Below are 19,773 nucleotides of genomic sequence, written 5' to 3' on the forward strand. Positions count from 1 at the left end.
CAGGTCACTGGAGCAAATGTATCCGTGCTGAGACGATAGAAATCCATCTTCGATGCCAAACCAAATTCGGACACAGAGCCATGCCATGCGCGATAATGAGCCCGAGGCGTTGATTCGCCTCGTCAGGACACGGGGTTCGAATCGAAATGAAATTATCTGCGCTTGCCATCGCCGCCTTCTCCACCCTCACTTTTGCCGCTGCAGCGCAGGCGGATGACAATTTTCCAGGCGCGCCCGGCGTCATCGCGCTTGGCGGCAAGTGCCAGAAGCTGGTCGTCGCCAAGTTCGACGCCACGAAGGGCTGCAAGGGAGAGCTGGCAAGTGTGACGCTCGTCAACGGCACCGTCACCTTCATCTTCACCTCAGATGGCAAGCTGCTGGGCTTCCAGGGCGATGGGAAGGCCATCAAGCCTGCATCCAATGGCAATGCCCGCCTGCCGCTCAGCCTCGTCACCACGGGTGTCGGCAACAAGATGACGGGCGAGGTGAAGGTTGCAGGCTTCTGCACCTTCGGCAATCCCTATGCCGGCAAGCCGACAGCCATCGAATGCACGGCGGAAAGCAAGGATTCGGCCTTCACGGGCAGCTTCCGCACCAGCGGCAAGGCACCGGCACGGAAAAACGGTGGAAAATAAGAGATCGTTGGACTGACAGCCTCAGGCGCACCAGGAGCCTGAGGCAGATCCCGGCTTCCTCGCTAGGCCCTCATTGATAAGACGCGTACCGAAGGAGCGCCCGTCACGCGAAATGACGCGCGGCGCGCCACGGTCATTCGCCTTGCCGGCGGCATTCATGTTGAACGGACCGGCATTCAGCAGCGCCAACAGCCGCGATTTGGCGGCGAAGGCGACCTTCCGTTCGTCTTCACAGCGCGCGCGGTCGACATCCGGGCTCACCATATCAGCGATGACGATCTTCTCACCCTTGTACCAGAAGGTGCCGGCATCGCCGACGCAATTGATATGCTCGCCTTGCCCGCAATATCCAAAGGCGGCTTTGGCGGTTTCCGAAGAAGACGGGGCAACAGGGGAGATAGAGGCCGGCACGATCTTTGCCGTCGGAACCGGAGCCGAGGGGATCGCCATAGGCGGCACCGGATCGTTCGTCTGCCGTGGCTTGGCGGCAGGTGCTGCGACAGCAACCTGCTTCGGCGCGTCCTTGGATGCCTGAGGCTTGGCTTCAGCCGCTTCGCGGATAACGGCAGCCGGTGCCTTGCCAAGCATCGGGCGAATGGTTTTCCAGTTGTCATAGGCGGCAATGGCGCCCACCGCGGCGATGCCGAGCACGAACCAGGGCATCGCGCCTCCGGAGGATGCGCTGCTCTTTCTTTTTGCCGGCGCCTTGCGGCGGCCGCGTGTCGCTGTTTTGGCCATCGATCCGATTCCCTTGAATGGGTCGGATTATCGCTGCGCAATCCTTTCCGAAAGGTTGGCAAGTCATCGCCGCGGATCGCTTTCCCGAACCGAAATTCGCCGGACATGAAAACGCCCGGCTTCATGGCCGGGCGTCTCGCACAAGTTCTACCTGGGACTCAGCAGCCTTGCGCTGCCGAAGGTGCAGTAGCGGGCATCTTCGCTGTTTGCTCACTTGGCGGCACGGATGGCGTCTCGCGCTTGCCGATATCCATCCGGCGCTCGGCCGCCTCGCGTACGGCCTGCCACTCATATTCGTGCTGGATGAAGATATCACGCGGCACAAGATTGATTGTCATTCGCATCTCACCTGTCTTGTTTTACGGAACTGGTTTCAACGGACGGGCTTTGCGAGCTTGGTATCGTCGCTCTTGATGTCAGGTCCGCCCTTGGAAAGGACACTGCCGGTGACATGAGCAGGCACATGGATGTCGTGGAAGACACCCGGCGTAAGCGTCAGGTCGACTTGGTGCGGCGGAAGCACCTGGGCTTTTTGCATGCGATTGGGTCTTGCCCGCTTCATGCGGTCTGAGGCTTCCGTGCGCTTATCGGGAACATGGGTCGAATTCTGCATCGTCGCCCTCCTTCAAGACCATCTCAGATGTTTTCATCGGCTCAGCTAGGTCGTAACGGGCGAGAGCCCCGCATGGTTCCAAAGAAATCGCTAGCTCTGACCGATCGGGTGTCTTGACTGGCGCGACAACTTCACTACCTACTGGAGCACCCGCAGCCTCATCCAGACATCGGCTGCGGGGGAACCCTGGTGCCGGGCCCCTCTGGCGAGAGTTTTTACGGCGCTCTCGTGATGTCGGTACCGCCTGCAAATTAGCCGGCGGATTTTTCATCGATGAAAAAGCTCACCATGCCAAACGCGCATGCCCTTAGTGGTACGCGTTTTTCTGCTTTCACCCCATTTTCCGACCAGGTTTGCGGCTGCGAGGTGCAGCCATGAACCAGCTCCAATCCCACAAATCCTCGCTCGGCTATTTCCGCTGGGCTTTCATCGTCACGGCGGTCGGCCTTGCACTCGGCGCCTTCCTTGGCTGGCAATCGACCGGCACACTTGGCGGCATGGCCACCGTTTTCTTCATCTGCACCGTGCTGGCCGTTCTGGAGATTTCGCTCTCCTTCGACAATGCCATCGTCAACGCCAACAAACTCAAGGAAATGACCCCCGTGTGGCAGCACCGCTTCCTGACATGGGGCATCGTCATTGCCGTTTTCGGCATGCGTATCGTCTTTCCGCTGGCAATCGTCGCCATCGCGGCAAAGATCGGACCATGGGAAGCACTCGTGCTGGCGGCACGTGAACCTGCCGAATATGCCCGCATCATGAACGATGCCCATCTGCCGATCGCAGCCTTCGGCGGCACCTTCCTGATGATGGTCGGCCTCTCCTACTTCTTCAACCATGAGAAGGAAGTCCACTGGATAAGCTCGCTGGAGCGGCTGATGGCGCGTTCGGCCACGATCAAGGGCATCGAGATCGCCTTCGTGCTCCTGCTGATCCTGCTCTTCTCCTACCTCCTGGAGGGTGAAGACGCGACCACCTTCGTCTACTGCGCCATCTACGGTCTCGTGACCTTCCTGGCGGTGGAAGTCATCGGCGGTCTCCTCGATGCATCGCAGCGCGCGATGAGCGAGGCGGCAAAGGGTGGCCTCGGCGCTTTCATCTATCTGGAAGTGCTGGATGCCAGCTTTTCCTTCGATGGCGTCATCGGCGCCTTCGCGCTGACGCAAAACCTGTTCGTCATCGCCATCGGCCTCGGCATCGGTGCCATGTATGTGCGCTCCATGACGATCATGCTGGTGGAAAAGGGGACGCTTGCCGAATACCGCTATCTGGAACACGGCGCCTTCTACGCCATCCTGATCCTCTCGGTGATCATGTATGTGCAGACCTTGACGCACATTCCTGAAGTCATCACCGGCCTCGGCGGCGCGGCGCTCATCGGCATCTCGCTCTGGTCATCGATCCGCCACAACAGGCACGAACGGCAGAAAGAAGCTGATGTCCCCGAGCGGGAGCGCCTGCACGCCTGATGGTCAAAAAGCCGCGGCGGTCTGGCGCTGCGGCCCGCATAGTCCAAAAAACAAAGCCCGCGACCAACCGGTTGCGGGCTCATTCATTCAAGAGGTACTTGGTATTCAATCTATGCATCCGGCACGTATTACCGGATGACACGGCCGAAGCTAACCGGATCGATACCAAGTTCCTGCAGGTCACGGGCGCGCGGCTTGCGGCCACCTTCGACAGCGGCGCTGACTGCGTTCGCAGCACCGAGCGCTGCAAAGGCGCGGGCCAGGAAACTATTGTGGATCGACTTTCTGAAAGCGGACATCTTCTTTTCCTCTCGCTCTTTGGTTGACCCCTTCTAGATGGGGGAATCTGCATGCACCTACAACGCGCAGGAAATCACCGCAGCTATGCAAAAAGCGCATATTTCTTTCGCCGGCGAAAGAACCAAGCTCAGGGATATGATAAATTTTCCGTTTGAATTCACATACTTACAGGGACGTTAATTTCCAGATGCCGACAAAAATGACAAATCGCAAAGAAATGGCCGGCCGTGTCGCCACGGCCGGCCTGAGTTAGGGGTCAGGGTCGTCTTTTGTTTTAGTCTTCGTTTGCCGCAAGCTGAGAGAGAACCTGGCCGCGGCCACGCAATCTCAGGATCAGCGGAATGAGGAAGGCAGCAGCAGCGACGATCAATAGGCCGCAGGCGATTGGCGACATGACGAGCGTGGTTACATCGCCCTGACTGATCGACAGTGCGCGGCGGAGCTGCTGCTCCGCCAGCGGCCCGAGGATGAGGCCGACGACAGTAGGGGCGATCGGGTAACCGAAGATCCTCATGATATAGCCGAGCACGCCGAAGCCAAGCAGCATGCCGAGCTCAAAGACCGACGGGTTAGCACCGATGGTGCCGAGTGTGGCAAACAGCAGGATGCCGGCATAAAGCCATGGCTTCGGAACCGTCAGCAGGCGAACCCAGAGGCCGATCATCGGCAAGTTCAGGACCAGCAGCATCGCATTGGCAATCAGCAGGCTGGCGATGAGACCCCAGACGAGCTGCGGATTGGTCGCAAACAGCAGCGGCCCCGGTTGCAGACCGTACTGCTGGAAGCCGGCAAGCATGATTGCCGCCGTCGCAGATGTCGGCAGGCCGAGCGTCAGCAACGGCACCAGCGTTCCGGCAGCCGAGGCATTATTGGCGGCCTCAGGACCGGCGACGCCTTCAATGGCGCCACGACCGAATTCCTCGGGGTTCTTTGAGAGACGCTTTTCTGTGGCATAGGAAAGGAAAGTGCCGATTTCGGCACCGCCGGCCGGCATGGCGCCGATCGGGAAGCCGATGATCGTGCCGCGCAGCCAAGGCTTCCAGGAACGCGCCCAGTCCTGGGCATTCATCCAGAGCGAGCCACGCACCGCTTCCACCTTGTCCTCGCCGCGATTGCCCTGGGCGGCGATATAAAGCGTCTCGCCGATGGCGAACATCGCGACGGCGAGCGTCGTCACCTCGATACCGTCGAGCAGATCGGGAATGCCGAAGGAAAGGCGAGCCTGGCCCGTCTGCTGGTCGATGCCGACCATGGCGAGCGCAAAGCCGATGAAGAGCGAGGTGAGACCGCGCAGCGCCGAATCCCCGAAGGCGGAGGAGACGGTGACGAAAGCAAGCACCATCAGCGCAAAATATTCGCGCGGACCGAAAACAAGTGCCAGCTTGACGATATAGGGCGCGACGAAAGCGAGGCCGAGCGTGGCGATGAGGCCAGCAACAAAGGAGCCGATGGCGGCTGTCGCCAGCGCCGGCCCGCCACGGCCCGCACGCGCCATCTTATTACCCTCGAGCGCTGTGACGATCGAGGCGCTTTCACCCGGCGTGTTCAGGAGGATCGAGGTGGTCGAGCCGCCGTACATGCCGCCGTAATAGATACCGGCAAACATGATGAGCGAACCGCCCGGATCGAGCTTGTAGGTTGCGGGCAAGAGCAGCGCCACGGTCAGCGCCGGGCCAATGCCCGGCAACACGCCGACGGCGGTACCCAGGGTCACGCCGATGAAGGCATAGAGCAGGTTGATCGGCTGCGCAGCAACCAGAATACCCTGCCAGAGGAATTCGAATGTGCTCATGTCTTTGTCCCAAGCGGCGGCTCCTTAGGGGCACTAGGACCGTCCGCGCAAAAAGCAAAAAACTGAAAGCGCAAGGCGGACGCTGTCAGAAGAACAGATGTTCGAGCGGGCCGGCCGGCAGCGTCAGCTGCAGCAACTGCGAGAAGATCGCCCAGACGATGAAGCTCATGATGATGCCGATGGGCAACGAGATCCAGATCTGGCGCTTGCCGAAACCGCGTGCGGTCAGCGCAAAGAGCACGCCGGTCGCAATCGAGAAGCCGGCGGTGCGCAGGAGCAGCATCTGCCCGGCGAGGCCCGCGATAATCCAGATAACGGGCGCCACTTCCTGATGCTCGCGTTCCGGAAAATCGCCGCGCCAGGCTTCGATCGCCGTCCATATGCCAAGACAGAACAGGCCGAGGGCGACAAGCTGCGGGACGGTCGACGGGCCGATGCGATCATATTGCGCGATCGTCTTCAGATGCGAGGCATCCCAGAAGACCGCAGCAGCGACCACGATGAGGAAGGGGGCAATGATCAGCGCCGCCCAATCGGGGCGGCGCTTCGTTGCCGATGAGGTATCGGCTTCGCTCATTGAACGAGACCGATATCTTTGAGAATGCCTTCGGTAGCGGAGACATCCTTTTCGAGCTGCGCCTTGAACTCGTCCCCTGCGAGGTAGGTATCGGCCCAGCCCTTGGTCTTCAAGGTTTCCTGCCACGCGGCAGACTTGTGCAGCTTGTCGAAGTCGGCCGCTATCGAGGCGACTTCTTCATCGGTCAGGCCCGGAGCGGCAGCGACCATGCGCCAGTTCTGGATGGAAACGTCGGTACCGGCTTCCTTGAAGGTCGGAGCGTCGACGCCGGCAATGCGGGCATCGCTGGAAACGCCGAGCAGGCGCAGCGTGCCGGCCTTGACCTGCGATTCGAACTCGCTGTAGCTCGAAATGCCGGCCGTGACCTGACCGCCGAGGATAGCGGCGAGTGCTTCACCACCACCGGAGAAGGCGACATAGTTGATCTTCGTCGGATCGACACCGGACGCCTTGGCGATCAGGCCGACCGCGATATGGTCCGTGCCCCCGGCAGAACCGCCACCCCAGGAAACGGCGCCCGGATCAGCCTTCAGCTTTGTGACGAGATCGGCAAGCGTCTTGATGTCGGACGCGGCCGGAACGACAATGGCTTCATACTCGCCGGTCAAACGGGCGATCGGGGTGACGTCCTTCAGCGTGACGACCGACTTGTTGGTCAACAGGGCGCCGACCATGACGTAGCCACCGACAATGAGAGCGTTCGGATTGCCGGCACTCTGGCTGCTGAACTGGGCAAGACCGATAGAACCTCCGGCACCCGGTACGTTCTGAACTTGAACGCTCTTGGAAATGCCTTCCTGCTGCAGCACCGTCTGCAGCGAGCGGGCCGTCTGGTCCCAGCCGCCGCCGGGCGCTGCCGGTGCGATGATTGTGTAATCGGCTGCATAGGCCGGCAACGCGATAACGGCTGCCAAAAGGGTTGCGATGAAAGTGTGCTTCACGATGTGTCCTCCGTGCGGCGGCTGAGCGGACCGCCACTGCTATTTTTGAAAACGAGGAGAGATCACCGATCGGTGGACGCAATTGTCCTGATAGCGAGCGGAAGTCCCCCCGGAAATTCTTCAACTCTCCGCCTCCACGGAGAGGAAGTAGCCCAAGCCATCATATGAAGCTGTCATTTAGCTGACATCGGCGGGATATCCAGTGCGACAAGACACTTTTTGCCGTAATTCGACTACCGCTCGTCACAGCCAGGCAAGTAGCCCTTGCGGCGGATTCCTGGCGCTCGTCGCCAGCTTCAACCGCGCCAAGGATGGCACAATGGTCGTGCCGGCTGAATATCTGGAAGTGGTGATCCACAAAGGCTGATTGCCGCTGTCGCGGGATCAATGCGGAAGGGCGGGGCACGCCAGAGGTAAACCTCGCCCTTTATACGTTGTCGACTTGGAATTCGCTGCTGAACTGCAGCATTGACGAGCGAGGTTTTACTGCGTGCGCAGCACCTCATTCCAATGCGCAATCAGCCGCGCCCGCTTCACCTGATCGAGATAGACCATCAGGCCGGGGCTGACCGGTACAGGGCGCAACTGTGCACCGAGAAGTTCCTGCAACGTATTGGCAGTATTCTCGCCCGCCACTTCCGGGCTGACGGCCGGGATCTGCAGTTCGCGGGCCATGATCGTCTGGCCTTCCTTCGACATGAAGAAGGCAAGGTAGCGACGACCGAGTTCGGGCTCGGCGGCAGCTTGCGGCACCAGGCCGATCCGCGACATCACGACGGTGTAGTCCTTCGGCAACACGATGCCGACGTCGGGGTGACGCGAGGCCCAGTCGGCTGCATAGGAGCCGAGGATATTATAGCCGAGCACGAAGCGCCCATCCGCCACGCGCTCGAGGATCGCCGAGCTGGTGGAATATAGTTTTACGCCCGCCGCCCCCATCGCGCCGATCACCGACCAGATATCGCCGAACTGTTCCTGATCTCGCGCCATAAACAAAAAGCCGACGCCGGAACGCTCGATGTCATAGGTGCCGATCCGCCCATGGACATCGTTGCCCTTGCGCTTCAGATAATCGACTAATTCCGCACGCGAGCTCGGCACCGTTTCATGGGCAAAGCTGGGCTTATGATAGACGAAGACGGCCGGCTCGAAGGTCAGCGCATAAGCCGTATTGCGCCAGTTCGCCCATTTCGGCCACTGTGCACTCATCGGCAGATTGCTCACCTGCGCATAGCCGTCGTTCGAAAGCTTCACCTGCAGGTCCATGGCAGAAGAGAAGGCGAAGTCCGCCGTCTTGTGGCCGGCATCCGTCTCCCTGACGATCCGGTCGTAGATGTCCCCCGTCAGCATGTCCTCATATTTGACCGCCACATCCGGATTGGCCTCCTGAAAGCCGCGGATCATCGGCTGCGCGAGCGGTTCGTCAAGTGACGAATAGACCGTCAGCACCGGCGCATCGGCATTGCCTGATTTCGCCGGGTAGAAGACCTGTTCCGCGGCGGCAAGACCGGGCACCAGGCACAAGAACAGAATGAAAAGGCTCCTCATCGCGTAAGAATGCCCGAGCTGTACAGGCCAGACAAGGGTCGGCCTCCAATAGTCGCTGCAGCCAGACCTCAAAGCTCGCGCTCGAAGAACATCAGGATCGGCTTCAGACCAACAGGGATTTCGTAATAGGCGTCTCGCTCGCGAAAACCCAGGCGGCGATATAGCTTCTGCGCGGCGATCTGCCGGTGTCCGGTATCGAGCCGCATCATTCGGTAGCCATCCTCCTTGGCCTGTGCAAGGGAAGCTTCGCAGAGCGCCAGCGCCGCGCCCCTGCCGCGTGCCGCCTCGGAAACGAAGAGCCGCTTCATCTCCGAAATGCCCGGCGCAATCTCGTGCTGCATCACGCAACCGACGATCTCTCCGTCAAGCCGTGCCAGGAATATTGCACCCTGAGGCCTTGCATGGATATCAGGCAGATCGGCAAGCAGCGCCTCGAACCGTGCGGGATTGTAGTAGAGATCGATCACTGGCCGCTCGGCCGGGTAATTGTCGTAAAGCCATTGCCGGAACATGCGGCTAAGTTGGCGCGCGGCGTCAAGGTCCTCGGGGCTTTCCGCGAGCGCAATGGACATATCTGTCATTTTCAGGCCCCCCAGGCTTTGCCGTAACCTTATCACGGCCGCCTTCGCGCCGCCACCGGAGCGACGCATGGTGCGCGAGCGAATACCCCTTGCCATCCTCCGTTCACCAAGTCCCAGAATCGCTGTGACATCCGGATGCCATCCCTGATAAACTCCCCGAAAAAATCGAGGGAAACATCCGTTGCGCATCCTGCTCACCGAAGACAATATCGCACTGGCCGACGGCCTGTCGGCGATCTTGCGCGGCACGGGCCATGCGGTGGATGTCGTCCATGACGGAGCCTCGGCCAATGCCGTCATCGCAGCAGAAAATTTCGATCTCGTCATACTCGATCTGAACCTGCCGGAGATGGACGGGCTCGATGTATTGCGCGCCATGCGCGCCCGCGGCAACCGGGCTGCCGTGCTCATCCTGACGGCCCGCGGCTCGCCGGAGGAACGTGTGAAGGGCCTGGATCTCGGTGCCGATGACTACCTCATCAAGCCCTTCGATATCGCCGAATTCGAGGCGCGCGTCCGCGTGCTCCTGCGTCGCCAGGCCGGGCTGCATTCCTCGACCGTCAGTTTCGGGGCAATCTCGCTCGACCTCAACTCCCGCGCCTTTTCTGCCGGCGCCACACCGCTCGATATTCCCGCCCGCGAGCTCGGCCTCCTGGAAATCCTCTTCATGCGCGCCGGCAAGGTCGTCGCCAAGGAAGCGATCATGCAATCATTGACCGCTTTCGACGACGACATTTCGGCCAATGCCATCGAGCAATATGTCAGTCGCCTGAGAAAAAGGCTTTCGCCGCATGGCCTGACTGTCAAGACCGCCCGCGGCATCGGCTATTATCTCGACAAATTGCCCGAGGCCTCATGACGGCAGCCTATTCGCTCCGGCGCCGACTGCTTTTCTGGCTGCTTGTCTCGACTGCCGTCATCGGCACGCTGGCGCTTGCCGATACCTGGCGCGAGGCGGTGCAGACATCGAATATCGTTTCCGACCGCGTGCTCGCCGGTTCCGCACTGGCAATCGCCGAACGTGTCGTCGTCGCCGAAGACGGCACGCTCGAAGTGGACATTCCCTATGTCGCGCTGGAAATGCTGACCTCGGCAGCGCAAGACCGCGTCTTTTATCGCGTCGACGGCCCGCCCGGAACATTCATCACCGGCTATCAGGCTCTTCCCGTATTGAAGGAAACACCGGGCGGTACGGCCGCCTTCGCCGACGACGTCTTCCGCGGCGAGCTGATCCGCGTCGCGACCTTGGGGCGCTCCGCCTCGACTGGCATCCGCTCCGTCCCTTTCGTTGTCACTGTCGCCGAAACCACCATTGCCCGCCGTCAACTTGCGCAGGCGATTCTCGTCCGCTCGGCATTGCGCCTCGCGGTGATGATTGCCGGTGCAGCCGTCATCGTCTGGATTTCTGTGACTGTCGCGCTGCGACCGCTCTACAAACTTGGCGATGCCATCGGCGAACGCAGCCCCGACGACCTGCATCCGATCGAACAATCCGTGCCGAGCGAGGTGCAGCCACTCGTCGATACCGTCAACTCCTTCATGGTGCGCCTGCAATCGGCCCTCGATGCGCTGCGCAATTTCACCGGCAATGCCAGCCATCAGCTCCGCACGCCTCTGACGATCATCCGCACACAACTTGCCCTTTCGGCCCGTGCCGGCTCTCTCGATGAAGCGCAGCACGCCGCACTCAAGGGCGATCAGGCCGTGGCCCATGCCGAGCGCATCCTTGCCCAGCTTCTGCTGATGGCCAAGATCGACGCCGCGACCGCCAAGGAAGCGCTGACGGTCTCGGCCATCGATCTCACCGCCATCGCCCAGGAGATCACCGGTGAGCAGATCCCACGAGCTGCTGAAGCCGGCATCGATCTCGGGTTCGAGGGTGGTGGCCCCGCGATGATCCGCGCCGAACCGCTGCTGATCGGCGAATTGCTGCGCAATCTCGCCGGCAATGCCATCGCCTATGCTGGTAAGGGCGCGGAAGTGACTGTCCGTATCATGGAGGATGCGGAAACGGTCAGGCTGGAAGTCGAGGATAACGGCCCCGGCATTCTGCCGGAAAAGCTGGAAGCGGTCCGGAAGCGCTTCTCCCGCGGCAATGAATCCGGTGCGCCGGGTGCCGGTCTCGGCCTGCCGATCGTCGAGGAAATCGCCAATCTTTTCAATGCGAGACTCGTGCTGATACCAGGCCGCGGCGGCAGGGGCCTCAAAGCTTCCGTGACATTCAACCGGGCGGCCTGAAAGCCGTCACCGCGTTAACCTTTCCGCCTTGCATTCTTTCGCTGCATTGCACACACTGATTTTGGGAACAGCTAAGCCGATCAACGGCAAGCGGATAAAAGAGCAATATGTCAATCAAAGCCAGCATCTATCATCTGACCCATTATCAGTATGACAAACCGGTCCGCCTCGGCCCACAGATCATCCGCCTCAAGCCAGCCTCGCATTCGAAAACGCGGGTCTTGAGCCATTCTCTGAAGGTCACGCCGTCGAACCATTTCGTGAACCTGCAGCAGGACCCTTACGGCAATTATCTCGCCCGCTTCGTCTTCCCCGACCCCGTGAGCGAATTCAAGATCGAAGTCGATCTCGTCGCGGACATGACGGTCTACAATCCCTTCGACTTCTTCGTCGAAGAAGAAGCGACAAAGTGGCCCTTCAACTACCCGGAATCGCTCCGTGAAGATCTCTCGATCTACATGATGCCGGAGCCGGCTGGCCCGCGCCTGAAGGCACTGCTGCCGACGCTCGACTGGTCGCCCGATCAGCCGACGGTGGACATGATCGTGGGCCTCAATGCCCGTCTGCAGCGGCAGATCGGTTATGTGATCCGTATGGAAGCCGGCGTCCAGACGCCGGAGGAGACGCTGGAAACAGCCAAGGGATCCTGCCGCGACACCAGCTGGCTGCTTGTGCAGATTCTGCGCCATCTCGGGCTCGCCGCCCGCTTCGTCTCCGGCTATCTCATCCAGTTGGCACCGGACCTGAAAGCGCTCGATGGCCCTTCCGGTACTGAGGTCGATTTCACTGATCTGCATGCCTGGGCGGAGGTCTATCTGCCCGGCGCCGGTTGGGTCGGTCTCGATCCGACCTCCGGCCTGCTGACCGGCGAAAGCCACATTCCGCTCGCAGCCACACCGCATTACAGCAATGCCGCCCCGATCTCCGGCGGCTATTTCGGCGAGGCCGAAACCGAATTCGCCTTCGACATGAAGGTTTCACGCGTCGCCGAGCATCCGCGCATCACCAAACCTTTCTCCGATGAGAGCTGGGACGAGCTCAATCAGCTCGGCGAGAAGGTCGACCGCGTTCTCGAAGACGAGGATGTGCGCCTGACGATGGGCGGCGAGCCGACTTTCGTCTCCATCGACGATTTTCAATCCGACGAATGGAACACCGCCGCAGTCGGACCGACCAAGCGCGAAAAGGCCGACAGCCTGATCCGCAGGCTGCAGGAGCGTTTCGCTCCCGGCGGCTTCCTGCATTACGGCCAGGGTAAATGGTATCCCGGCGAAAGCCTGCCGCGCTGGACCTTCTCTCTCTACTGGCGCCGCGACGGCAAACCGATCTGGCAGAACCTCGATCTGATCGCCGCTGAAGGCAAGGATACCGGCGTCAAGGCCGAGGATGCGGAAAAGCTCCTGACGGTGATTGCCAGGGAACTGGCAATCAAGCCCGATATGGTGCAGCCGGCCTATGAGGATCCTGCAGACTGGATCATCAAGGAAGGCAGCCTTCCCGAAAACGTTGATCCGTCGAATTCGAAGCTGAAGGACCCCGAGGAGCGCAGCCGCATTGCCCGCGTCTTCGCCCGCGGCCTCACCGTGCCGACGGGTTATGTCCTTCCCGTTCAGGTATGGAATGCCAGGGCCGCCGCAAGCCGGACCTGGGTCAGCGAAAAATGGCGCACGCGCCGCGGAAAGATCTTTCTTGTACCGGGCGACAGCCCGATCGGCTATCGCCTGCCGCTCGGCACGCTGCCCTATGTCCCGCCGGCGCGCTATCCTTATATCCACCCCGCGGATCCGTCGATACCGCGCCCGCCGTTGCCTGACGTCTTCGTGCCCGCCGGCCGAGCCATGCCAGAAGCATCGTTCCAGACGGACGAAAGCCACGCCGTCCGTGTCGAACAGACCCTTGGCGACATAGGCGGCGCCGTGCGCACTGCCTTGTCGGTCGAACCGCGCGAGGGCCGACTCTGCGTCTTCATGCCGCCAGTCGAGCGCATCGAGGATTATCTGGAGCTGATCGCGGCTGCCGAAAACGCCGCTGCCGAACTCAAGCTTCCCGTTCACATCGAAGGCTACCCGCCGCCGCAGGACGAGCGCATCAACGTCATCCGTGTCGCCCCCGATCCAGGCGTCATCGAAGTCAACATCCACCCGGCTTCCAACTGGCAGGATTGCGTCGACATTACCACGGCGATCTACGAGGAAGCGCGGGCCACCCGGCTCGGCGCCGACAAGTTCATGATCGATGGTCGCCACACCGGCACCGGCGGCGGCAACCACGTCGTCGTCGGCGCCGCCAATCCAAACAACAGCCCCTTCCTGCGCCGCCCGGACCTGCTGAAGAGCATCATTCTCCACTGGCAGCGCCATCCCTCGCTCTCCTACCTGTTTTCCGGCATGTTCATCGGTCCGACCAGCCAGGCGCCGCGCATTGACGAGGCCCGCCACGACAGTCTCTATGAGCTGGAGATCGCCATGGCGCAGGTCGGAGCGCCGGGTCGCGGTCAACTGCCGCTGCCCTGGCTTGTCGACCGACTGTTCCGGAATCTTTTGACCGATGTCACCGGCAATACCCACCGTGCAGAGATCTGTATCGACAAGCTCTTCTCGCCGGATGGCCCGACCGGGCGGCTCGGCCTCATCGAGTTCCGCGGCTTTGAGATGCCGCCGAACGCACGTATGTCGCTTGCCCAGCAATTGCTGGTGCGCGCGCTGATCGCCCGCTTTTGGACGAACCCCGCCGACGGCAAGTTCGTCCGTTGGGGTACGACCCTGCACGACCGTTTCATGCTGCCGCACTTCGTCTGGACTGATTTCCTCGACGTGCTCGCGGACTTGCGCGAAAACGGCTTCGACCTCAGCCCCGAATGGTTCAAAGCGCAGCTTGAATTCCGCTTTCCTTTCTGCGGCGAGGTCGAATACGAGGGCTCGAAGCTGGAACTGCGCCAGGCGCTGGAGCCCTGGCACGTCATGGGCGAGGAAGGCGCGCCGGGCGGCACCGTCCGCTACGTCGACAGCTCCGTCGAGCGCCTTCAGGTTCGGCTCGAAACGAACAACGCCTCGCGCTACCCCGTCACCTGCAATGGCCGAATCGTACCATTGACGCCGACGGGCACATCGGGCGTGTCCGTCGCGGGCGTGCGTTTCAAGGCCTGGCAGCCGGCTTCCGGCCTGCACCCTGTACTGCCGGTGAATACGCCTTTGACTTTTGATATTTATGATACATGGTCGAAACGTTCGATCGGCGGCTGCATCTATCACGTTGCCCATCCGGGTGGTCGGAATTATGAAACCTTCCCGGTCAACGGCAACGAGGCGGAAGCACGACGGCTTGCCCGTTTCGAACCGTGGGGACATACGGCGGGTGGTTATATTCCGCGCGCCGAAACGGTTTCGCCTGAATTCCCGCTGACGCTGGATCTGAGGCGGCCCGCTGGAATTTGAAGAAATTGGGTCTGATGGGCAAGAAGCCTGCACTGGAATTGAGGAACGAGATCGAAGAACGCCCCGGCGCGGATGCGGTCTTCGACTATGCTCCTCTACCCGGCATTGCCGACGAGATGGTGGACAACAACGGTGCGATCCGTCCCGTCTGGCAGCGTTTCCTCTCCCATCTGAACCTTATGCCGGAAAAGGATCTGACCGAGCGCTTCGCCCGCGCCGACCGCTACCTGCGCGATGCCGGCGTCTTCTACCGGGCTTACGGTGCCAAGGGCAGCGGCGAGCGCGCCTGGCCGCTCTCCCACATCCCGGTGCTGATCGACGAGCGCGAATGGCAGGTGCTTTCGGCAGGCCTCGTGCAGCGCGCCGATCTGCTCGAAGCGATGGTCGCCGATATCTATGGCGACAACAGGCTTGTTGAGGAGGGCATTGTTCCCCCAGCCCTCATCGCTGCCAACCCTGAATTCCAGCGGCCTCTGGTCGGCGTGAAGCCGGCAACCGGGCACTATCTGCATTTCTGCGCTTTCGAGATCGGCCGCGGACCCGATGGCAACTGGTGGGTGCTCGCCGACCGCACGCAAGCTCCCTCGGGCGCGGGATTCGCACTCGAAAACCGGGTGGCGACCACCCGATCCTTTTCCGACGTCTATGCTGAAACGCCGGTTCACCGCCTCGCCTCTTTCTTCGGTGCTTTCCGCGACGCCCTGCAGACGATGAAACATTCGGGCGACGACCGCATCGCGGTTCTGACCCCCGGCCCGGCCAACGAAACCTACTACGAGCATGCCTATATCGCTCGCTACCTCGGTTTCATGCTGCTTGAAGGCGAGGATCTGACCGTCGTCAACGGTCGCGTCATGGTCCGCACTGTCGCCGGCCTGAAGCCGATCGGCGTACTCTGGCGTCGTCTCGATTCCGCCTACGCCGATCCCCTGGAATTGAACCAGAATTCGCATATCGGCACGCCTGGCCTTGTCGAAGCGCTACGCGCCGAAACCGTCACCATCGTCAATGCGCTCGGCACCGGCGTTCTTGAGACGCGTGCCTTGCTTGCCTTCATGCCCGCCGTCTGTCGTGCGCTGCTGGGCGAAGATCTTCGCCTGCCGTCCATTGCCACATGGTGGTGCGGCCAAAAGGATGAGCGCGATCATGTGGCTGCCAATATCGAGAAGATGGTGATCGGCCCGGCCTATTCCCGCGCACCCTTCTTCGATGACGGCGGCGAATCCGTTCTCGGCTCGTCGCTTCGCGCCACGGCCAAGGATTCGATTTCGGGCTGGTTGGCGAGCGACGGCGCAAAACTTGTCGGTCAGGAAGTCGTTACCCTCTCCACAACCCCCGCCTGGGTCAACGGCAAGCTGACCCCGCGGCCGATGTCATTGCGCGTCTTCGCCGCGCGCACCGCCAACGGCTGGCAGATCATGCCCGGCGGCTTTGCTCGCATCGGCTCGGGAGACGATGCCGCCGCCATCGCCATGCAGTCCGGCGGCGCCGCCGCCGACGTCTGGATCGTCAGCGACAAGCCGGTCGAGCGCCACACTCTCCTGCCCGCCGAAGGCAGCTTCACCCGCAACATGCCGGGGAGCCTGCCGAGCCGCGCGGCCGACAACCTCTTCTGGCTGGGCCGCTATATCGAGCGCGCAGAAGGGGCGCTGCGCATCCTGCGCGCCTGGCATGCGCGTTACGCCGAGGCGGCCGACCCGAACCAGCCGCTGCTGGCAGACGTCACCGAATATCTGGCCGCGGTCGATATCGACACGGCCGAACCGGTGCCGGAATCGCTGCTGCGCAATATCGATAGCGCCGTCTATTCGGCGAGCAATATCCGCGACCGCTTCTCGCCCGATGGATGGTTGGCCCTGAACGATCTCGCCAAGACCGCCCGCCGTTTCCATACGACGATTACATCAGGCGACGACGCCAGCCATGCGATGACCATCCTGCTGCGAAAGCTTGCCGGCTTCGCCGGTCTCGTGCACGAAAACATGTACCGCTTCACCGGCTGGCGTTTCCTCTCGCTCGGCCGATACATCGAGCGCGGGCTGCACATGACGCGTCTTCTCGGTCACATGTCCGGCCCGGAAGCACCCGATGGCGCGCTCGATATGCTGCTCGAAATCGGTGATAGCGTCATGACCCACCGCCGCCGCTACAATGTGAACACCGCGCGGCTGACGGTGACCGACCTCCTGGCGCTCGATCCGCTCAACCCGCGCTCGATCCTCTTCCAGATGAACGAGATCCATCGCGAGGTCGAACAGCTGCCGAATGCCTTCATCAACGGCCAGATGTCGCCTTTCTATCGCGAGGCGATGCGCCTGCATTCCGGCCTCGCCGTCATGACGCCGGAAACGATGAGCGGCGATGTCTATCACCGGCTGGAGCATGAGTTGGAACACCTCTCCGACCTCCTGGCGCAGACCTATCTCGGATGACGGCCGTGCTCTACGATCTCACTTTGCATATGGGCTATGCCTACGACACGCCGGCATCTGGCGCGCGCCACATCATGCGCCTCATGCCGCTCTCGCTGCCGAACCGCCAGCGCCTTGTCGCAGGCTCGATCAGCATTTCGCCGCAGCCGGACGAACAGTCCCATTTCGTCGACTTCTTCGAACATCCGGCCACATCCTTCCTGCTGCGCTCGCCACATGAAACGCTCGATATCCGGATGCAGGCCCGTGTGCAGGTCGAAAGCCAAGCCATATCGGCGGACTTCTCGCCGCTGCTGGCCGAGCTCCCGGAGGACGTCGCCGGAATCTGGTCACTCGATCCGGGATCGCCCCACCATTTCCTTGGCGACAGCCCGCGCCTGACCGAAACCAAGATCATCAGTGAGTACGCAAGGACCTGTATCCAGCCTTCGCTGACGGTGATGCAGATCGCCTATGCGCTTTGTGCCCGCATCAACGAGGATTTCACCTACGATTCGGAAGCGACGAGTGTCGAGACGACGCCGCTGGAAGCCTTCAAGCTGAAGCGCGGAGTCTGCCAGGATTTCACTCATATCATGATCCTTGCATTGCGCAGCCTCGGCATTCCCGCCGGCTACGTTTCCGGCTTCCTGCGCACCATCCCGCCACCGGGCAAGGAACGGCTGGAGGGGGCCGATGCCATGCATGCATGGGTGCGCGTCTGGTGCGGCGAGACGGCCGGCTGGATCGAGCTCGACCCCACCAACAATATCGCCGCCGGAACCGACCATATCGTCGTCGCCTACGGCCGCGACTATGCCGACGTCGCTCCCGTAATTGGTGTACTCAAAAGCTACGGAAGCCAGCGTTCCGTGCAGGCGGTAGATGTAATTCCGCTGAAATAATCCCGAAATAGGAAAAAATAGCCGGTTGCCTACAATTTTAGATACTGGGTTTAGCGCCCATTAAAGTCATCTGGTCCATCAGTAGCGTCTACATAGGGCTCCTTCGAACCGGTGGACATGATGAACACCCTGCATACGCTTTTTGATCGGCTGCGGCGCGACCGCGGCGGCAATTTCGGCATCATGACGGCCATCCTGCTGCCTGTGCTCGTCGGCGCAGCAGGCTTAGCGATCCAGGTCAGCGATATGTTACTCTCAAAGCAGCAATTGCAGGAGGCAGCCGACTCGGCTGCGCTCGCAACTGCGACCGCGCTGGCAAATGGCACGATCCAAACCTCGGAGGCCGAGGCCTTCGCGCAGAATTTCGTCGCCGGACAAATGGCGAACTACCTGCAAAGTGGTGTGGATATCAAGAACGCGACGGATGTCGATGTCCAGACAACGACATCGGGTAAGTCGACATCCTATCAGGTAACGGTTTCACCGAGTTACGATCTCGCGGTCAATCCGCTCATGCGAGCAGTCGGCTTCACGACGCAGCATCTTTCGACGTCGGGTACAACGGTCAGCGGCCATTCACAGACCCAGGGCTCCGTCTCCATGTTTCTTGCGCTCGATAAATCGGGATCGATGGGAGAGGCTACAGCGACCGTCAATGTGGATAACCCGACGGAAACGTACACGTATAACTGCAACGGCCACTACAACAGGAACAACAAGTGGGTCTACGACACCTGCACTGGCACTCGTGCGCGCTATTACACGAAGATAGAGGCTCTAAAGATTGCCGCCAGCAATCTCTTCGGCCAGCTCAACAGCGCCGATCCCAATACGGAATACGCGCGCACCGGCGCGGTATCTTATGACTTGGTTGAATACACGCCGAGCAAGCTCGCTTGGGGAACCGCCGGTGTCGCCAGCTATGTCAACGAGCTTCAGGCCGGGGGCGGCACGAATTCAAGCGGCGCGATGAACACGGCCTACACGTCATTGACTGCTAAGAACGCAGCCGGGAACGATGCCGAGGATGCCCTTCACCAGCAGAAGACCGGGCAGGTACCCAAGAAATACATCGTCTTTATGACGGATGGTGATAACAACAACGACAAGTGGGGCGGCCGCTCTTACGATACCTCGACAAAAACAACATGCGACAACGCCAAATCCAAGGGTATCGAGATCTACACCATCGCCTTCATGGCGCCTGCGGGCGGACAGGCTCTGCTGCATTATTGCGCCTCTGATGACGCCCATTATTTCCAAGCAGAAAAAATGGAAGACCTCCTTGCGGCGTTCAAGGCGATCGGAGCGAAGGCCTCCGCACAGATGACGCGCCTGACCAACTGACAATCGGTATCTACTAACAGCCGCAACAAAAAGCCGCTCCGGAACAAACCGGCGCGGCTTTTCGTTTAAGCTTTATTCGGCCTATCAGATCGGGAAAACCGATTGAAATCAAGTCCCTTGGGCCTGTCGAATATGAAGGTTCCGCAAATTTTTCGTTTGCCCAATTCCCTTGTTGCAAGTGCGTGATAACGGTGCATAAACTGCCCTGTCGGTGTAAGCGACAAATCGATTGAATCAGGCGTAA

At 60.9% G+C, this 19,773-nt stretch carries 17 protein-coding genes; 8 read left to right on the forward strand and 9 right to left on the reverse strand.

From position 1 onward, the window contains the following. Positions 1-146: 146 nt before the first annotated feature. Positions 147-635 (forward strand): hypothetical protein, encoded by a 489-nt coding sequence (locus KQ933_RS16660; RefSeq protein WP_216755901.1) that lies wholly within the window; start codon positions 147-149, stop codon positions 633-635. A gap of 21 nt (positions 636-656) precedes the next feature. Here KQ933_RS16660 and KQ933_RS16665 read toward each other — a convergent pair whose 3' ends face one another. The 3 genes from KQ933_RS16665 to KQ933_RS16675 all read right to left on the reverse strand — a co-directional run bounded on the left by KQ933_RS16665 (position 657) and on the right by KQ933_RS16675 (position 1,986). After that, positions 657-1,373: a hypothetical protein gene (locus tag KQ933_RS16665; RefSeq protein ID WP_216755902.1), complete on the reverse strand. Its 717-nt coding sequence runs from the start codon at positions 1,371-1,373 to the stop codon at positions 657-659. Between the two features lie 158 nt (positions 1,374-1,531). Next, a complete protein-coding gene (locus tag KQ933_RS16670; protein ID WP_216755903.1) occupies positions 1,532-1,711 on the reverse strand; it encodes a hypothetical protein in 180 nt (59 codons plus the stop codon). A gap of 35 nt (positions 1,712-1,746) precedes the next feature. Next, a complete protein-coding gene (locus KQ933_RS16675) occupies positions 1,747-1,986 on the reverse strand; it encodes a hypothetical protein (RefSeq protein WP_216755904.1) in 240 nt (79 codons plus the stop codon). Between the two features lie 374 nt (positions 1,987-2,360). Between KQ933_RS16675 and KQ933_RS16680 the strand changes: the two genes are divergently transcribed. Next, complete coding sequence (locus tag KQ933_RS16680) at positions 2,361-3,455, forward strand: DUF475 domain-containing protein (RefSeq protein WP_216755905.1); 1,095 nt, start codon at positions 2,361-2,363, stop codon at positions 3,453-3,455. A gap of 128 nt (positions 3,456-3,583) precedes the next feature. Here the strand turns inward: KQ933_RS16680 and KQ933_RS16685 are convergent, their stop codons facing one another. From KQ933_RS16685 to KQ933_RS16710, 6 genes are all read right to left on the reverse strand, one after another. Further along, a complete protein-coding gene (locus KQ933_RS16685) occupies positions 3,584-3,754 on the reverse strand; it encodes a hypothetical protein (protein WP_216755906.1) in 171 nt (56 codons plus the stop codon). 275 nt (positions 3,755-4,029) lie between these two features. Next, on the reverse strand, positions 4,030-5,547 hold the full coding sequence (locus tag KQ933_RS16690; RefSeq protein ID WP_216755907.1) for a tripartite tricarboxylate transporter permease: 1,518 nt from the start codon (positions 5,545-5,547) through the stop codon (positions 4,030-4,032). An 85-nt stretch (positions 5,548-5,632) separates the two neighbouring features. After that, a complete protein-coding gene (locus tag KQ933_RS16695; protein WP_216755908.1) occupies positions 5,633-6,124 on the reverse strand; it encodes a tripartite tricarboxylate transporter TctB family protein in 492 nt (163 codons plus the stop codon). Continuing rightward, positions 6,121-7,065 (reverse strand): tripartite tricarboxylate transporter substrate binding protein, encoded by a 945-nt coding sequence (locus tag KQ933_RS16700; RefSeq protein ID WP_216755909.1) that lies wholly within the window; start codon positions 7,063-7,065, stop codon positions 6,121-6,123. Before KQ933_RS16700 ends, KQ933_RS16695 begins: the two co-directional genes overlap by 4 nt. 483 nt (positions 7,066-7,548) lie before the next feature. Further along, on the reverse strand, positions 7,549-8,613 hold the full coding sequence (locus KQ933_RS16705; RefSeq protein ID WP_216755910.1) for an ABC transporter substrate-binding protein: 1,065 nt from the start codon (positions 8,611-8,613) through the stop codon (positions 7,549-7,551). A gap of 68 nt (positions 8,614-8,681) precedes the next feature. Further along, a complete protein-coding gene (locus tag KQ933_RS16710) occupies positions 8,682-9,194 on the reverse strand; it encodes a GNAT family N-acetyltransferase (protein WP_216755911.1) in 513 nt (170 codons plus the stop codon). Positions 9,195-9,375: 181 nt separating this feature from the next. On the opposite strand from KQ933_RS16710, the gene KQ933_RS16715 reads away from it, so the two are divergent. The 6 genes from KQ933_RS16715 (at position 9,376) to KQ933_RS16740 (ending at position 19,529) form a co-directional block, all read left to right on the forward strand. Further along, positions 9,376-10,053 carry a response regulator transcription factor gene (locus KQ933_RS16715; protein WP_216755912.1) on the forward strand — a complete coding sequence of 226 codons (678 nt, stop codon included), beginning with the start codon at positions 9,376-9,378 and terminating at the stop codon, positions 10,051-10,053. After that, positions 10,050-11,432, forward strand: a complete 1,383-nt coding sequence (locus KQ933_RS16720; protein ID WP_216755913.1) for a sensor histidine kinase — start codon at positions 10,050-10,052, stop codon at positions 11,430-11,432. The genes KQ933_RS16715 and KQ933_RS16720 overlap by 4 nt, the downstream gene beginning before the upstream one ends. 107 nt (positions 11,433-11,539) lie before the next feature. Beyond that, positions 11,540-14,866, forward strand: coding sequence for a DUF2126 domain-containing protein (locus KQ933_RS16725; protein ID WP_216755914.1), 3,327 nt, complete (start codon positions 11,540-11,542; stop codon positions 14,864-14,866). A 14-nt stretch (positions 14,867-14,880) separates the two neighbouring features. Continuing rightward, the gene (locus KQ933_RS16730; RefSeq protein ID WP_216755915.1) at positions 14,881-17,298 is read left to right on the forward strand and encodes a circularly permuted type 2 ATP-grasp protein; all 2,418 of its coding nucleotides are present in this window, start codon (positions 14,881-14,883) and stop codon (positions 17,296-17,298) included. Then, positions 17,295-18,182, forward strand: a complete 888-nt coding sequence (locus tag KQ933_RS16735) for a transglutaminase family protein (RefSeq protein ID WP_216755916.1) — start codon at positions 17,295-17,297, stop codon at positions 18,180-18,182. The genes KQ933_RS16730 and KQ933_RS16735 overlap by 4 nt, the downstream gene beginning before the upstream one ends. 120 nt (positions 18,183-18,302) lie before the next feature. Then, a complete protein-coding gene (locus KQ933_RS16740; protein ID WP_216758933.1) occupies positions 18,303-19,529 on the forward strand; it encodes a pilus assembly protein in 1,227 nt (408 codons plus the stop codon). The last annotated feature ends 244 nt before the right edge of the window (positions 19,530-19,773 follow it).

Source organism: Rhizobium sp. WYJ-E13 (assembly GCF_018987265.1).
Lineage (GTDB): Bacteria > Pseudomonadota > Alphaproteobacteria > Rhizobiales > Rhizobiaceae > Rhizobium.

Bases quoted from the DNA above. Each gene is read 5' to 3' on its own strand.
- KQ933_RS16660 (WP_216755901.1), top strand. From the start codon at position 147: ATGAAATTATCTGCGCTTGCCATCGCCGCCTTCTCCACCCTCACTTTT.
- KQ933_RS16665 (WP_216755902.1), bottom strand. From the start codon at position 1,373: ATGGCCAAAACAGCGACACGCGGCCGCCGCAAGGCGCCGGCAAAAAGA.
- KQ933_RS16670 (WP_216755903.1), bottom strand. From the start codon at position 1,711: ATGACAATCAATCTTGTGCCGCGTGATATCTTCATCCAGCACGAATAT.
- KQ933_RS16675 (WP_216755904.1), bottom strand. From the start codon at position 1,986: ATGCAGAATTCGACCCATGTTCCCGATAAGCGCACGGAAGCCTCAGAC.
- KQ933_RS16680 (WP_216755905.1), top strand. From the start codon at position 2,361: ATGAACCAGCTCCAATCCCACAAATCCTCGCTCGGCTATTTCCGCTGG.
- KQ933_RS16685 (WP_216755906.1), bottom strand. From the start codon at position 3,754: ATGTCCGCTTTCAGAAAGTCGATCCACAATAGTTTCCTGGCCCGCGCC.
- KQ933_RS16690 (WP_216755907.1), bottom strand. From the start codon at position 5,547: ATGAGCACATTCGAATTCCTCTGGCAGGGTATTCTGGTTGCTGCGCAG.
- KQ933_RS16695 (WP_216755908.1), bottom strand. From the start codon at position 6,124: ATGAGCGAAGCCGATACCTCATCGGCAACGAAGCGCCGCCCCGATTGG.
- KQ933_RS16705 (WP_216755910.1), bottom strand. From the start codon at position 8,613: ATGAGGAGCCTTTTCATTCTGTTCTTGTGCCTGGTGCCCGGTCTTGCC.
- KQ933_RS16710 (WP_216755911.1), bottom strand. From the start codon at position 9,194: ATGACAGATATGTCCATTGCGCTCGCGGAAAGCCCCGAGGACCTTGAC.
- KQ933_RS16720 (WP_216755913.1), top strand. From the start codon at position 10,050: ATGACGGCAGCCTATTCGCTCCGGCGCCGACTGCTTTTCTGGCTGCTT.
- KQ933_RS16725 (WP_216755914.1), top strand. From the start codon at position 11,540: ATGTCAATCAAAGCCAGCATCTATCATCTGACCCATTATCAGTATGAC.
- KQ933_RS16730 (WP_216755915.1), top strand. From the start codon at position 14,881: ATGGGCAAGAAGCCTGCACTGGAATTGAGGAACGAGATCGAAGAACGC.
- KQ933_RS16735 (WP_216755916.1), top strand. From the start codon at position 17,295: ATGACGGCCGTGCTCTACGATCTCACTTTGCATATGGGCTATGCCTAC.
- KQ933_RS16740 (WP_216758933.1), top strand. From the start codon at position 18,303: ATGAACACCCTGCATACGCTTTTTGATCGGCTGCGGCGCGACCGCGGC.